This window comes from Flavobacterium sp. KKT103, from assembly GCF_055640565.1.
Genome location: NZ_CM145766.1, coordinates 3,560,459 through 3,574,593, shown reverse-complemented (window position 1 = coordinate 3,574,593; position 14,135 = coordinate 3,560,459). Strand labels below are relative to the sequence as shown.

10 protein-coding genes are annotated in these 14,135 nt (G+C 34.8%); 3 read left to right on the top strand and 7 right to left on the bottom strand.

What is annotated here, in order from left to right:
• Positions 1-17: 17 nt before the first annotated feature.
• The 4 genes from ACZ2G0_RS15280 to ACZ2G0_RS15265 all read right to left on the bottom strand — a co-directional run bounded on the left by ACZ2G0_RS15280 (position 18) and on the right by ACZ2G0_RS15265 (position 5,420).
• Positions 18-587: a cob(I)yrinic acid a,c-diamide adenosyltransferase gene (locus ACZ2G0_RS15280; RefSeq protein WP_470308363.1), complete on the bottom strand. Its 570-nt coding sequence runs from the start codon at positions 585-587 to the stop codon at positions 18-20.
• A gap of 274 nt (positions 588-861) precedes the next feature.
• The gene (locus tag ACZ2G0_RS15275; RefSeq protein WP_470308362.1) at positions 862-3,786 is read right to left on the bottom strand and encodes a M16 family metallopeptidase; all 2,925 of its coding nucleotides are present in this window, start codon (positions 3,784-3,786) and stop codon (positions 862-864) included.
• Between the two features lie 52 nt (positions 3,787-3,838).
• The gene (locus ACZ2G0_RS15270; protein WP_470308361.1) at positions 3,839-4,711 is read right to left on the bottom strand and encodes an ATP-grasp domain-containing protein; all 873 of its coding nucleotides are present in this window, start codon (positions 4,709-4,711) and stop codon (positions 3,839-3,841) included.
• A gap of 16 nt (positions 4,712-4,727) precedes the next feature.
• Positions 4,728-5,420: an ABC transporter ATP-binding protein gene (locus ACZ2G0_RS15265; protein ID WP_300283838.1), complete on the bottom strand. Its 693-nt coding sequence runs from the start codon at positions 5,418-5,420 to the stop codon at positions 4,728-4,730.
• A 367-nt stretch (positions 5,421-5,787) separates the two neighbouring features.
• Here ACZ2G0_RS15265 and ACZ2G0_RS15260 point away from each other — a divergent pair, with 367 nt between their 5' ends.
• Positions 5,788-6,447, top strand: a complete 660-nt coding sequence (locus tag ACZ2G0_RS15260; protein WP_470308360.1) for a hypothetical protein — start codon at positions 5,788-5,790, stop codon at positions 6,445-6,447.
• Between the two features lie 57 nt (positions 6,448-6,504).
• Here the strand turns inward: ACZ2G0_RS15260 and ACZ2G0_RS15255 are convergent, their stop codons facing one another.
• Complete coding sequence (locus ACZ2G0_RS15255) at positions 6,505-7,284, bottom strand: O-methyltransferase (protein WP_470308359.1); 780 nt, start codon at positions 7,282-7,284, stop codon at positions 6,505-6,507.
• A 153-nt stretch (positions 7,285-7,437) separates the two neighbouring features.
• On the opposite strand from ACZ2G0_RS15255, the gene ACZ2G0_RS15250 reads away from it, so the two are divergent.
• Positions 7,438-8,985 carry an SDR family NAD(P)-dependent oxidoreductase gene (locus tag ACZ2G0_RS15250; protein WP_470308358.1) on the top strand — a complete coding sequence of 516 codons (1,548 nt, stop codon included), beginning with the start codon at positions 7,438-7,440 and terminating at the stop codon, positions 8,983-8,985.
• Between the two features lie 95 nt (positions 8,986-9,080).
• Here the strand turns inward: ACZ2G0_RS15250 and ACZ2G0_RS15245 are convergent, their stop codons facing one another.
• Together ACZ2G0_RS15245 and ACZ2G0_RS15240 are read right to left on the bottom strand one after the other, a co-directional pair.
• A complete protein-coding gene (locus ACZ2G0_RS15245; RefSeq protein ID WP_470308357.1) occupies positions 9,081-10,610 on the bottom strand; it encodes a carboxypeptidase-like regulatory domain-containing protein in 1,530 nt (509 codons plus the stop codon).
• Positions 10,611-10,876: 266 nt separating this feature from the next.
• The gene (locus tag ACZ2G0_RS15240; RefSeq protein ID WP_470308356.1) at positions 10,877-12,739 is read right to left on the bottom strand and encodes an ABC-F family ATP-binding cassette domain-containing protein; all 1,863 of its coding nucleotides are present in this window, start codon (positions 12,737-12,739) and stop codon (positions 10,877-10,879) included.
• A gap of 150 nt (positions 12,740-12,889) precedes the next feature.
• Between ACZ2G0_RS15240 and ACZ2G0_RS15235 the strand changes: the two genes are divergently transcribed.
• Complete coding sequence (locus ACZ2G0_RS15235) at positions 12,890-14,056, top strand: glycosyltransferase family 2 protein (protein WP_470308355.1); 1,167 nt, start codon at positions 12,890-12,892, stop codon at positions 14,054-14,056.
• Positions 14,057-14,135 lie beyond the last annotated feature (79 nt).

Genomic DNA, 14,135 nt, shown 5'->3' with positions numbered 1-14,135 from the left:
TTATTGCAAACAGTATACTATTTCCTTGGAATCCATTTCACTTCCTCGGCTTTAAGGTCAAAAGACAACTTTCGTGCCAATACAAAAAGGTAGTCAGAAAGTCGGTTTAGGTAAGTAATCGCTATCTCAGCAATGGGCTCATTATGGTTCAAATGAACAGCTAAGCGCTCTGCGCGGCGACATACACAACGAGCTATATGACAATGTGACACAGTTGTATGTCCGCCTGGAAGTACAAAATGCGTCATTGGTGGCAAATCAGCTTCCATTTTATCAATTTCGTTTTCAAGAAGTTCGACATCTGAATCTAAAATGCCTAATTTTTGCAATCGAAGTTCTCCATTTTTCATGACTTCTTTTTCCTGTGGTGTTGCTAAAATAGCTCCAATAGTAAAAAGGCGATCCTGAATTTCAGCTAATATGGTTTTATAGTGTGGATTCATTTCTTGATCACGAACAAGTCCTATGTACGAATTCAATTCGTCAACGGTACCATAACTTTCAATTCTGATGTGGTCTTTAGGGACACGCGTTCCGCCAAAAAGTGATGTCGTTCCTTTGTCTCCTGTTTTAGTATATACTTTCATTTGTTTTTTATTGCGTTTCTAGACTATAGCTAGTTGTTTCTTGATTTCTAGGATTTATTGGGGTACAATCACTTGCATTTCATCTTTTGGAAGGCAAGTATGATTTTTGTTTTTAGAACATAAAAGAATCAACCTTTCCATTTGCCTCCTTTATTATTCGCCTCAAAGATAAAGTATTGGTGCGGAAAGAAAAAAATCATTTCCATGTATATCGTTTCCTATTAACAAAAAAGCCATTCTTTCGAATGGCTTTTTGACTATGTAGTTTAGATAGTTAGTATCCAAAAATTTCTTCTAATGAAAGTTTTTTTACTTCTCCTAGCTTTTGCATTTCTTCCAGCGGGATGTTTTTTTCCGAAGCAACTATCGCGTAGGTGTATGGTTTTTTAGAGATATTTTTACTTTGAAATTCAACAATATCATTCATGTTGATTTGATCTACTGTACTGTAACTTTCTTTACGAATGTCTTCGTTTAGTCCAAGTTCTTTAGCTGCTAAGTAGCTAAAGATAATATTGTCTTGAGTTATTCTCTCTGTTTCAATATCTTTTTTTACCTGCGTTTTAGCTAATGCTAGATTATTCGTTAATTCAGGCATTGTCGTTAACAATTCATTCATGCTGTTAGCAGCATCTCTAAATTTATCAGCTTGACTTCCAACATAGCCCATGTAGTAATACGAATCATTTTTCTTTTGAGGAGTAATGTAGTATCCAAAAGTGCTATACGCTAATGCTTTACTTTCTCTAATCGTTTGGAATACGATTGATCCCATTCCGCCACCAAAATAATTATTAAAAACGGTAACTATAGTACTTTGCTTTGGATCGTATTTGTCCGTGTTTCTGATCCATCTTGTTTCTGCTTGTACCATATCGTAGTCAGCAAAAAGTACTTGGTTTTTAGTTTGTACTGCTTGTTTGAATTCTTTTGGTGCTTCAGCCACTGCAAATTTTGCTGGGATCGTATGTATTTTTTCTAATTCGCTTACCAAAGATTTAAGATCTTTTGGACCATAATAAATTACCGTTTGTTCGTAATTGTTTATGTTTTTGATTTTTTGAATCAACTCAGCAGAAGTAACAGCGGCCAATTCTTGGTTAGAAAAACTGTTGTTGAATTTGTTCTTTGGTCCGTACATTGCATAACTTGTCAAACCTTGTAGGATAGCATTTTTATTTGCTTTTGCATCCGTTCTTGATTTGGTGATTCGTGCTAAAAGTGCTTTTAAAGCCGCTTCATCGGGTTGAACGTTATTAATAACTTCTTCGTACAATTGTACGGCTTTACCAAAGTTTTCTTGTAAACCTTCAATTGAAACCGTAGTGTATTCCTCATTTGAACTTACATTAAAGCTACAAGCGATAGTATAGAATGCTTTTGCAATCTCTTCAGATGATTTTTTATCGGTACCTAAAAAACGAATGTATTGAGTCGCCAATGATTGCTTTAAATCATTTAGAGTTCCTATTTTATATCGGTATTTTAGACGAAAAATTTGATTATCAGTATTTGGAACGTATAAAACAGTAGCAGCTCCAATGTTCGATTTTTGGATGTCTTTATCAAAATTAATAAAGATTGGTTTGCTAGCATTGCTTGGCATTGCATCTATTCCTTTTACAAATGGAGACTGCTTGTCTGCATTAGTTGCAACAGGCGTAATTTGTGGTTTTTCGATTTTCTCAGCAACTGTTTTTTCTCCTTTTCTTTTAAAGATAGCCGCATAGTTGTCTCCAAGGTACTTATTTGCAAATGCAACAATGTCCTCTTTCTTAATTTTAGATAGGTTATCAACGTATGCAACCTGATCTTTCCAATCTTGTTCTGCAGTAAACGCATCCATTAGGGTGCTTGCTCTATCAGAATATTTTTCAGTTTCGTAAATTTTCTCCTTTTTGATATTATTGATAATAGAGGTAATCAATTGATTGTCAAAATTTCCTTTTTTAAGGTTTTCGATTTCAGCTAAAACAAGCGTTTTTACTTCTTCAAGTGATTGCCCTGTAGTTGGTGAAGCTGATAAATATAAAATTCCGTGATCGATTAAAGTGTAGGTAAAGGCACTTGCATTTAGTAACCTCTGTTTTTTAACTAAGTTTAAATCCATTAAACCGGCTTTACCGTTAGTCAATATTTTACCAACTAAATCAGCTAACAATACATCTTTGTCTTTGTTTCCCGGTAACCTGAAACCAATTGTTAAATTCTCAGCATCAGGACCAACAATTTCTTTAATGATTGGAGCTGTGATAGGTGCTTCATTTTCAAACGTATATTTTTGAAATGGTTTTCCTTGCATTTGACCAAATGTCTTGTCAATTTTAGCAATTACTTCATCAGGATTAAAATCCCCCGACATTATGATTCCCATATTGTTAGGAACGTAGTATTTATTAAAATAATTTCTGATTTCAACTAACGAAGGGTTTTTTAAATGCTCAACTGTTCCAATTGTAGTTTGAAGACCATAATTATGTTTCTTGAACAAACTAGCAAATAATTCTTCAAAAACCTTACTGCCGTCGCTGTCTAATGATCTGTTTTTTTCTTCGTACACAGCTTCTAATTCTGTATGGAAAATTCTAAAAATAGGATTTCTAAAACGCTCTGCTTGCACGGCTAAGTATTTGTCTAATGAGCTACTTGGAACATCATCCGTATAAACGGTTTGCTCAAATGAAGTAAAGGCGTTAGTACCTTGAGCTCCCATTGCACTCATCATTTTATCGTATTCATTAGCAATAGAATATTTACTTGCAACACCTGATATAGAATCGATCGCTTGGTATATTTTCTTTCTTTTTGCTTCGTCTTTCGTTTGGTTGTATTGCTCGTATAGGTCTCCAATCTTATCCAACTCAACTTTTTCTTTTGGCCAATCTTGGGTTCCGTATTTGTCAGTACCCTTAAACAACATGTGCTCCAAATAATGCGCAAGTCCAGTGTGAGTAGCTGGGTCAGTTTTACTTCCTGCTTTTACTGCTACATAAGCTTGGATTCTTGGGTCTTTGTTTGTAGGACTTAAAATAACTGTAAGGCCATTTTTCAGCGTATAAAAACGTGCTTTTGCCGGGTCATTTGATACATATTTGTATTCGTACCCATTACTTTTTTGCTTTTTCCATTCAAATGGACTTTGAGCTACTGATACAATACTTATAAGTAGAGTGATCAAAATTAGAATTGTTTTCTTCATTGGTTTTTTATTCTTGATTGTTGTTTGTAATCGTATTTAATTAGGTGTTCTTTTAAATGGAATTCGATTGCGCTATTTGCTCCACGATACTTTCGGCAAATCGATCCAAAGCACCTTGAGACAATTGAAGGTACAAATCAGGTTCGATACATTCCACTTCCATTAAGTGTAGCTGCTCATTGATTAGGATACCATCTACTCTCGCATAGAGTAAATCATCAGGGAAGCGATCGACTATTTTTTGAGCTTGGGCAATCAAATGGCTATCTGGGTGAATCAAAGTGTAGATGCCACCAAATTGTACCTGAATTCTAAAATCGCCATCGACTGGTTTTTTATTTACTGCATGCGAGAATCTCTTATTGAAAAAAATAAAAGAAGTCTCTCCTAATGTCTGAATTTCAGGCATGAATTCTTGTAGCAGCAATTCTTTATCCGATGCAATCTCGCTATATTTTTTACTAATAGGACCAAGTTGATTCGTGTCAAAAACTTCTGTTAGATACGAACCCGCCGAAAATGCGGGTTTGATTACCGCTTTTTTCCAATGGGAGGGAAGTAGGCCTTCCAAATTCAAAGCAGCAGTTTTATTAACGAAAATAGTGGGAAGGATCCGAACTCCTTGCCTTTCCATTTCTTGTAAATAGAATTTGTGTTTGTTTTGCTTTATGATCGCAATGGAATTCAACGTTTTAATTCCTAATTTTTCAATTTGATCAAGCCAAGAATTAAATTGGGCTTCTTTTTCAAAATAATCCCAAGTGTTCCTAAAAATTAGAAAATCAAAATCAGTCCAATTTGTTTTAGGTTCATCCCAAACCATAGGAATAGCTGTGATATTATGTTTGGCTAACGCCGCAATTAGGGGTTGGTCAGGTAGGTTTAAATCGGGGAGTTGACTACAAGTTAGGATTGCAATTTTCATGGATGCGATTTGCTAATTATTTTTCTTTTCGTGTGTCACTTTCTACTACCCCATCACGTAATCTAATAATTCGATGCGCATACTCAGCGATTTCCTCTTCGTGGGTAACTAAAATAACCGTATTACCATTGGCATGAATTTCATTGAACAGTTTCATGATTTCTACCGAGGTTTTACTATCCAAGTTTCCAGTAGGTTCATCGGCTAGAATAATTGACGGTTTATTGACTAAGGCTCTTGCTACTGCAACCCGCTGCCTTTGTCCTCCTGATAGTTGGTTCGGATGGTGATCCATACGATCGGCTAGTGCCACTTGAGTCAGTACCTCTTCTGCTCTTGCTTTTCGTTCGGATTTTGAATAGCCTGCATATATCATTGGTAGGGCTACATTATCTAAAGCAGTTGTTCTAGGCAATAAATTAAAAGTTTGAAATACAAAGCCAATTTCTTTGTTGCGAATTTCAGCAAGTTCATCATCTTTCATCTTGCTGACATCTTTGCCATTTAAAATGTAGCTACCAGATGTAGGTGTATCTAAACATCCTAAAAGATTCATCAGAGTCGATTTTCCCGATCCAGATGGGCCCATTAAAGCAACATATTCTCCTTTATTAATCTCTAAATCTATTCCCTTAAGTACATAAACAATTTCTTCTCCTAGAACAAAATTTCGTTTAATATCGGATATTTTAATTAATGGCTTTTCCATTTTTTAGGCTAGTTAATGATTTATTACTGTAGACTTTCTTAAATGATAAAGTACGTCTTCTGTATATTAGTTGTGGGATTTCATTTTTTGTTACAATTTTTACCGTTTTTTTTACTTACAACTTATAAGATAGTTGCTACAAAAGCAATTAGAAGAAGGATGGGCGTTTTGGTACTAACTGTGATTCCGATTTTTTTCTTGTTCCTTAATTTTATAATTACACTATTTTAATTAAATGTTATAAAATTATAATATTTAACTCTGTTTATCATAATTTTATCAATTATTTACAACATTGTAATGTTTGTATTGAATATAATTGAATTCGATGTACATTTGAATAATATTAACCTTTAAATCAACAAATATGAAAAGTAGTAAATTAATTTTAGGAGTAGCAGTGATTGCATTAAGTTTTACATCTTGTAAAAACGAAAAAGAAAAAGAAGCAGAAAAAACAGTAGAAAGCTATGTTGTATATGTGGATTCATTAGGGTCAGTTGCACCAGCTGACGCAAAAATGAACTGGGAATCAATCGATGCGACCTACACTGTGAAAATGAATCAAGCTGAAACAGCTTTGATGGATATTAAAGAAAATAAAGAAGCTACTGAGAAATTAGAAGCTAGTAAACTAAAATATGAGGCTATGAAAGCGTCAGTTCAAGCTCAGCTTGCTGCTGAAATGCCAACCCCTAAACAAGCCATGCGTAATGCTTTATTTGGAGAAGGAAAAATTGGTGAAGACATGGATTTTTCATGGGTAAATGCATCTAATATCTTAGGGGTTTATGATCAATTCGTAAATACTGTACAAGATAACAAAGACAAGTATTCACGTGAAGACTGGGATGAAATTAAATTAATGTATGAAGCATTAGATAGTCGTAAAAATACAGTTGAAAAAGAAGGTCTTACCTCTTCGGATAACAGAAAAATTGCAGGCTTGAAATTGAAATTTGCTCCTATGTATACTTTAAATAGAATGGGCGCTAAGTCAGAAGAAATGGAAAAAGCAAAACTGTAATATATTGGTTTTAATTCATGAAAATGACAGTCAGAGATGGCTGTCATTTTTTTTGTGCTATACTCTAATGACAAAATGTTCTTTGGGCTGTTCTTTTCTGAAAAAAACGAATCCCCATTGAAAAGTGTCAATTGTCACCGTAACTAACGGATTATCTTGAATTATTTCCCAAGCTTCTTCCATTTCTACTGACCAGTGGATGTCATCAAATATCCAAACTGTATCGTTTGTTATAGTGGGTACTAATTTTTCAAAATAATCCAATGTTGCCTTTTTTGCATGGTTACCATCAAAATAAATCAGGTCAAATTTTTGTTGCTGCAGCGTAGGCTGTTCTAAATACAATTCAAATGCTGTAACAGCCGAATGAATAGTACGAAGCTCAAAATTTTTAAATTGTTGTTGGGCAATTCGAGCTGTCTCAGGACAACCTTCAAGGGTAGTAATCGCCGCCTTTTTGTTTCCTAAAGCGAGTGATGCCGTTGCTAGCCCTAACGAAGTACCAATTTCTAAAACAGCTTTAGGCTGAAAATAATTCGTAACTCTTAAAAGTAATTCTGACCGTTTTTGACTTATCCCTGCTGTTTTTGCGATTTGAGCAATTGGTCTATAATTCGATTTGAAAACTTTGGACCCTGCACCAAAATCCATTACCGTAATGGAATCAGAATTAGTCAAAAGTGATTTTCTATATTTTTTTAGAATGGAATACTCAGGTTTACTTTTCTTGTCGTAAAAACATTTAGTGATTAAGGTAAATACAAATGGGGAATGAACTGCATGTTCATTTTTAGAATACCAAAGGAATTTTAAGTAGGATTTAATCTGAAATAACATAATAGGGTGCTTCGAATGCACAAAGGTACAAAGATTATGATGTTTACTTAGCTAGATTTTGAAGTTAAAATAGAGTGTAAACTTGAAAATGAAGTCCTTCAAAAAAAACTATATTTGCGCTCTTAAAATAAATAGATACGATTTCAAAAGATAATGAACGAAGAACAAATAGATGAAGTAGGAATCACATCGGATGAAATTAACCGTTGCATTGCCATCCTTTCGCAATTAAACAGCGATACTGATCAAATTTTTAATATCCCTAAAGAGCAGCGTACCGCTTTGATTAAAGCCGCAGGTCAGTTTTCAAGACCGGATCGCGATGAATTAGCACGACGTAAAAAAGATGGTGTAAAAGCGAATAAACGCAAAATGGAGAAGCGAGATCGCACGGCTCGTAAGGAAACCGGAATTCGTTTTGCTCGGGAGTCAGCGGTATTTATGGCGCCCAAATTATTGGCTGCAGCTGAACTAGAAAACAAAGAGACCTTAGAGTTGGAAACTCCAAGGCAATGCTATGTGTGCAAAATTGATTTTACCAAAATGCACCATTTTTATGATACCATGTGTACAGACTGTGGCGATTTTAATTATGCTAAACGCTTCCAAACTGCTGATGTAAAAGGGCAGGTTGCTGTAATTACGGGGTCACGATTAAAAATAGGATATCATATTACCTTGATGTTGTTGCGTGGTGGAGCCACTGTTATAGCCACTACTCGTTTTCCGGTGGATTCGGCTTTGCGTTTTGCCAAAGAGCCTGATTTTATGGATTGGGGCGACCGTTTAAAAATCCATGGTTTGGATTTACGACACATTCCTTCGGTAGAGATTTTTTGTAATTTTATTGAACAAAAATACGATCGTTTGGATATCTTAATCAATAATGCAGCACAAACTGTGCGGCGTCCTGCTGGGTTTTATACCCACATGATCGAAAATGAAGAACGACCAATTAGTGATTTACCAAAGCAAGCGCAAGAGCTGTTATTGGATCATTTAAATTGCCTAGATGAATTAAAAGCGTTGACCTCTGGCGCTTCTTCAAATGACAATATGCCCGTAACTTGGCACGGACCCGAGCCTGGAATTGGTTTAAGGGCTTCCGCCAAATTATCTCAAATTCCGTATTCATTTGATAATGCGTTAGTAGCAACCGAAGTTTTTCCGGAGGGAGAACTCGATGCCGACTTGCAGCAAGTAGATTTGCGAAAGACAAACAGCTGGAGATTAAAGTTAGGACAAATCGAAACTACGGAAATGATCGAAGTACAGTTAGTCAATTCGGTTGCGCCTTTTGTACTCTGTAATCGCCTATCTGAAGTGATGAAGAAAGACAATACTGGCCAGAAGCACATCATTAATGTTTCGGCCATGGAAGGGAAATTCCATCGTTTTTTTAAAGAAGCGAGACACCCACATACCAATATGGCTAAAGCAGCCCTGAACATGTTAACGCACACTGCTGCGGGAGAATTGGCAAAATCAGGAATTTTCATGAATGCCGTTGATACGGGCTGGGTAACCGATGAAGATCCTGCTGAATTGGCCAAGATGAAGCAAGAACAACAAGACTTTCAACCACCATTAGATATTGTTGATGGAGCCGCACGTGTAATGGACCCTTTATTTGACGGAATAAATACAGGAAAACATTGGTGCGGAAAATTCTTGAAAGATTACGGTCCGATTCCCTGGTAAAATTATAGACAGCGGTCTAGTGTAGTATATCAAAAGAAAACCACAGCTTAACTTTAGTTTTGCTGTGGTTTTTTAGTTTGCTGTAGAAAATCAGACTAATTAGCTGCTTTAAATCGTTTCATCTCCTCGAGAGGTTCAATGGCATTATAGTCCTTCCAAATTTTTGGATCGTATGATTTAATTGTGATATACTTGAAATCATCTTCTTTAATTTTTGTGATTTCTGATGCCGCAATTGGAGAGCGGGAAAGATTTAAAAATTCTGTTTTCGAACTCGAATTCCCTTCAACTTTAATATCTAATGACAGTACATCTTTGTCCTCGCGAGTTAATTCAATAAATTTTAAGGGTCGATTTATATAGAAATATTGTCCTCTTTCAATGGTAGCATACTGCAAGTAATAACCGTTTCCTTCCTTTTTTTTCTTGTAAATAATCGTTCCTGTACTTTTATTTTGGGAGGCTTTTATTCCTAAAAGTAGTTTTAAATTTAGGCTATTTAGTTTTTCACCTTCGTCCAGGGTGTAATCCGCTCGCAAGACGGCATAATCATTTTCAGAAACATATAATTTACCAACGTATTTCGCTTTGCTTCTTCGAGGTTTAAAACTAAGAATGTACGCAAATTCGTTTTCGGCAGTATAAGTAGTGCCCTCATAGGTGTAGTCATAAAGTTCGGGTCTTTTTATAAAACTATATTTCTCACTCTGTGAAAAATTATTCCCTATCAAAAATGAATTCAGATTGTTTTTAGTTACGGTTAATTGTGTTTTGACTTCCTTATTCTTTTTTTGATCTCTCTTTTGATTCCAATCTTTTCGCATCGAAATCGAGTCTCTAGATCCAAAAAGACCACTTTTAACACGGTAAAATTTTGTAGAATCTAAATGTTGTAGCATCATGGTCATTGCCTTTTTCTCTAAATCTTCAGATGAAACTGCGCTTCCTTCTTGTTTAAGTTTAGTTGCTTTCAACACATCTAATTTGGATAGAAATGATGTTTTGGTGTCTTTCTTAACGTTAGTAGTGTAGTAATTGCAAAGGATATCAGTAAATTCCTTAGGAGGATTACGAATCATGCCATTAGAGAATGATTTAAGATCTGAATTCACTTTTACAAGGGCTTGCTTTGTAAAACCGGTAGATTTATCAATTTCGACCTCTATTATTTTTGGGTTAAAAGATTCTGAGTTGCGATAGAACAACACATCTTTTGAAGGACTGCCATCGCTTACGTAATTGTTAGATAAATTGGCCTTTACATTCGCCATGATTTCATAAGGATTTGGTTTTTTGTTAGAAACATTTACATCATTAAGTTCAAAAATGCTTGGTGTTAGTGCAACTATATAATCATTATTTTTTAAAGTAGTTACGGTTATTTCTTGGTTTGCATAACCTAGGTAGGATACCAAGAGTAAGGTGGAGTCGAGACTGTTTTTTTCTGAAAGTGTAAAATAACCCTCTGCGTTAGAGATCAAACTTTCGGATTTATTGATTAGGATATTGGCATAGGGAATGCTCTCTTTCGTGTTAATATCAATTATTTTCCCTTTGATGTTTTGCGCTAAACTAAATTGCAGTGATAATACAAGTAATAGTAAGCTGATGCTGATTTTTTGCATTTGTTAAAATGTTGATTAATGATAGATGATTTATTTAAAAGATTGTTTTTATTTCGGTTTTTAGAAAAAAAAACGAACCTTTCGAGATTTCAAATATATATGATATTCCACTATTAATCAGAGCCTTTATGCTAATTTGTTGTTAATTTCTTACGGTCTTAAAATTGGTAATTTGTGATAAAATAGCAATCCCTACTACTTTAGTTCTTTATTGACTATAGGTAGTAGGGATTACAAAGTTGTATTTTAGAATAAGTAAGGAATGCTTATCCTTCCATCTTAGCGCTTAGTTCGAACCAGCGTTCTTCTTTAGCTTCCATTTTATTGATGAGGTTTTGCAATTCATTTCCTTTTTTCTCGATATCGGCCTCAGCCACTTTGCCTTCTGAGAATAAAACTTCGATTTTAGCTTTTTGCTCTTCTAGGTCTTTGATTTCTCGTTCTAGTTTTTGGAATTCTTTTTGTTCATTGAACGTTAAATTTCCAGTAGGGTTGTTTTGCTTCCAATCTTTCTTTTCGGCTTTGTTTTCTTCTTTTTGAGCCACATCAGCACTGTCTTCATAGGCTCTAAAATCAGAGTAGTTTCCTGGGAAATTCTCCACAACACCTTGACCTCTAAAAATAAATAAGTGATCCACGATTTTATCCATAAAGTAACGGTCATGCGATACTACTAAAAGGCAACCTGGGTAATCTAGCAAAAAGCTTTCTAGTACATTTAACGTTACAATATCGAGATCGTTAGTTGGTTCATCCAGAATTAAAAAGTTGGGATTCTGAATCAAAACCGTACATAAATATAACCGTTTTAATTCACCACCACTTAATTTCTCAACATAATCGTATTGCTTTTTAGCATCGAACAAGAAACGTTCTAACAATTGAGAAGCCGAAATCATTCGCCCTTTCGAAAGCGGAATAAATTCTCCGTACTCCTTAATGATGTCAATAACGCGCTGTCCTGGTTTTGGATTGATTCCGCTTTGAGTATAGTAACCTATTTTAATAGTGTCACCTACAATCACTTTCCCGCTATCAAGAGGTAAAGTTCCGGTTAGTAAGTTTAAGAAAGTAGATTTTCCTGTACCGTTTTTACCAATGATTCCGATACGTTCGCCACGCTGGAAATCAAATGTAAAGTCGTTCAGAATTACATGATCTTTGAATTTTTTAGAGATTTTGTGTAGCTCGATAATCTTGCTACCCATGCGCTCCATGTTTATTTCAAGCTCTACTTTGTTTTCTTTACGGCGGCTTTGCGCTTTTTCCTTGATATCGTAAAAATCGTCTTGACGCGATTTCGATTTCGTTGTTCTCGCTTTAGGTTGGCGACGCATCCACTCTAGTTCTTTTACAAAAAGGTTCTGCGCTTTGTCCACACTTGCGTTTTCAGAAGCGATTCGTTCTTCTTTTTTCTCTAAATAATAAGAGTAGTTTCCTTTGTATTGGTATATTTTTCCGTTGTCTAATTCGATAATTTCATTACATACGCGCTCTAGGAAAAAGCGGTCGTGCGTAACCATAAACAAGGTAATGTTTTCTTTAGAAAAATAGCTTTCTAACCATTCAATCATCTCTAAATCCAAGTGATTGGTAGGCTCATCCAGTATCAATAAATCAGGTCTATTAATCAAAATAATAGCCAGTGACAAACGTTTTTTCTGACCTCCTGATAGGTTTTTAACCTTTAATTTAAAATCTTCAAGTTTTAACTTAAAAAGGATTTGCTTGTATTGCGTTTCAAAATCCCAAGCATTATGTTGGTCCATTCCGTCAAAAGCTTTTTGATAGGCTTCCTCATCTTCGGGGTTTTCCAGTGATTTTTCGTAGGCTTCAATTACTTTCAAAGTTTCGTTGTCAGAAGCAAATATGCTCTCTTCAATCGTTAGTTCGTCTTGCAGGTTATTATCTTGCGATAAAAATGCCATTCGAATGCTTTTACGCAAGATAACTTGTCCCGTATCAGGTTCATCAAATCCATTTATGATATTCATAATGGTGGTTTTTCCTGAACCATTTTTGGCAATAAAAGCAATTTTTTGGTCTTTGTTAATTCCAAAAGACACGTCTTTGAAAAGCGTACGTTCTCCGAACGACTTTGAAATATTCTCTACTGAAAGGTAATTCACAATACTAATTTTTTGCAAAAGTAAGACTTTAAATATCGATTACCGAATTGTTTAAACTAATTGGTGGTTTTCTAGTTAATTAATTTAAGATGTTAGGATAAGTACCTTAAAATATTAGTGTCAAATCAATTAACTCTTTATCTTTGGTGCATGCAATTATCAGTAGTTATTCTCAATTATAATGTTCGCTATTTTCTAGAGCTTTGCGTGCTAAGCGTGCAAGATGCTCTGAAAGGTATCGATGCCGAAATCATAATAGTGGACAACAATTCAAGTGATGGTAGTTGCGAAATGCTAAAAAATCATTTTCCAGATATTAAACTAATTGAAAATTCAGAAAATGTTGGTTTCCCAAAAGGTAATAATATAGGAGTCGCTGTCGCTAAAGGGGAGTATGTTTGTATTTTGAATCCCGATACCGTTGTTGCCGAAGATACTTTTAAAAAAGTGCTGGCTTTCGCCAAAGAACAAAAGGAATTAGGAATAGTAGGAGTAAAGCTTGTTGACGGTTGCGGTTCGTTTTTACCAGAAAGTAAGCGCGGTGTTCCAACACCATTTGTTGCTTTTACTAAAATGGCTGGTTTATATAAAATGTTTCCTAACTCAAATTTATTTGGAAAATATTATGCACAACACTTACAGCAGGATCAGTCAGGCGAAGTTGAGATACTCGTAGGTGCATTTATGTTGCTGAAAAGAAAGTTATATCAAGATCTACAAGGTTTTGACGAAAACTGTTTTATGTATTCGGATGATATTGATCTCTCTTATCGAGCAACTTTACTAGGTAAAACTAACTTTTATTATGCAGGAACTACTGTCATTCATTTTAAAGGAGAAAGTACACTTAAGGACGGCGTTTATATGCAGCGATTTCAGGACGCTATGCAGTTTTTTTACAAAAAGCATTTTAAAGTTTCGGTACTTTTTTCGCTCTTTATGAAAGTAGGAATCTTTTTGTTTGCACTTAAAAAGAAACTAGAAGGCAAGCAAAAATATAAAAGAGAGGTAGCAACTTGGCATTTGTATTCCAATAATGAAGATGTTGCTAAAAGTTTATCAAAATTTGAACGTAAAAAAGTCGTTTTTCATGATTTGAAAACAGAAAAAATGGTAATTTCGTCTAGTGTAATAAACGATGCTAGTGCTCAAATTGTGATTGATACCCATGCTGTACAGTTTAAAGAATGTATAGCTTTTGTGGAATCTGTAAAAAACAAAGGATTAACATTTAGAATTTTACCAAAAAGTACTAATTTTTTAATAGGAAGCGATAATTCTAACGAAAGAGGAGAGATTATTAAAATATCGCGATAAATTATATTTACTGTAATTTATGTTTAAAAAATTTAGTAAATTCGCAAACTGAAAACATAAATCACCTGATAGGGTAACA

Excerpts from the sequence above, each read along its gene's own strand:
- ACZ2G0_RS15245 (WP_470308357.1), bottom strand. The coding sequence starts at position 10,610 with ATGCAAAAAATCAGCATCAGCTTACTATTACTTGTATTATCACTGCAA.
- ACZ2G0_RS15235 (WP_470308355.1), top strand. The coding sequence starts at position 12,890 with ATGCAATTATCAGTAGTTATTCTCAATTATAATGTTCGCTATTTTCTA.
- ACZ2G0_RS15265 (WP_300283838.1), bottom strand. The coding sequence starts at position 5,420 with ATGGAAAAGCCATTAATTAAAATATCCGATATTAAACGAAATTTTGTT.
- ACZ2G0_RS15270 (WP_470308361.1), bottom strand. The coding sequence starts at position 4,711 with ATGAAAATTGCAATCCTAACTTGTAGTCAACTCCCCGATTTAAACCTA.
- ACZ2G0_RS15255 (WP_470308359.1), bottom strand. The coding sequence starts at position 7,284 with ATGTTATTTCAGATTAAATCCTACTTAAAATTCCTTTGGTATTCTAAA.
- ACZ2G0_RS15260 (WP_470308360.1), top strand. The coding sequence starts at position 5,788 with ATGAAAAGTAGTAAATTAATTTTAGGAGTAGCAGTGATTGCATTAAGT.
- ACZ2G0_RS15275 (WP_470308362.1), bottom strand. The coding sequence starts at position 3,786 with ATGAAGAAAACAATTCTAATTTTGATCACTCTACTTATAAGTATTGTA.
- ACZ2G0_RS15250 (WP_470308358.1), top strand. The coding sequence starts at position 7,438 with ATGAACGAAGAACAAATAGATGAAGTAGGAATCACATCGGATGAAATT.
- ACZ2G0_RS15280 (WP_470308363.1), bottom strand. The coding sequence starts at position 587 with ATGAAAGTATATACTAAAACAGGAGACAAAGGAACGACATCACTTTTT.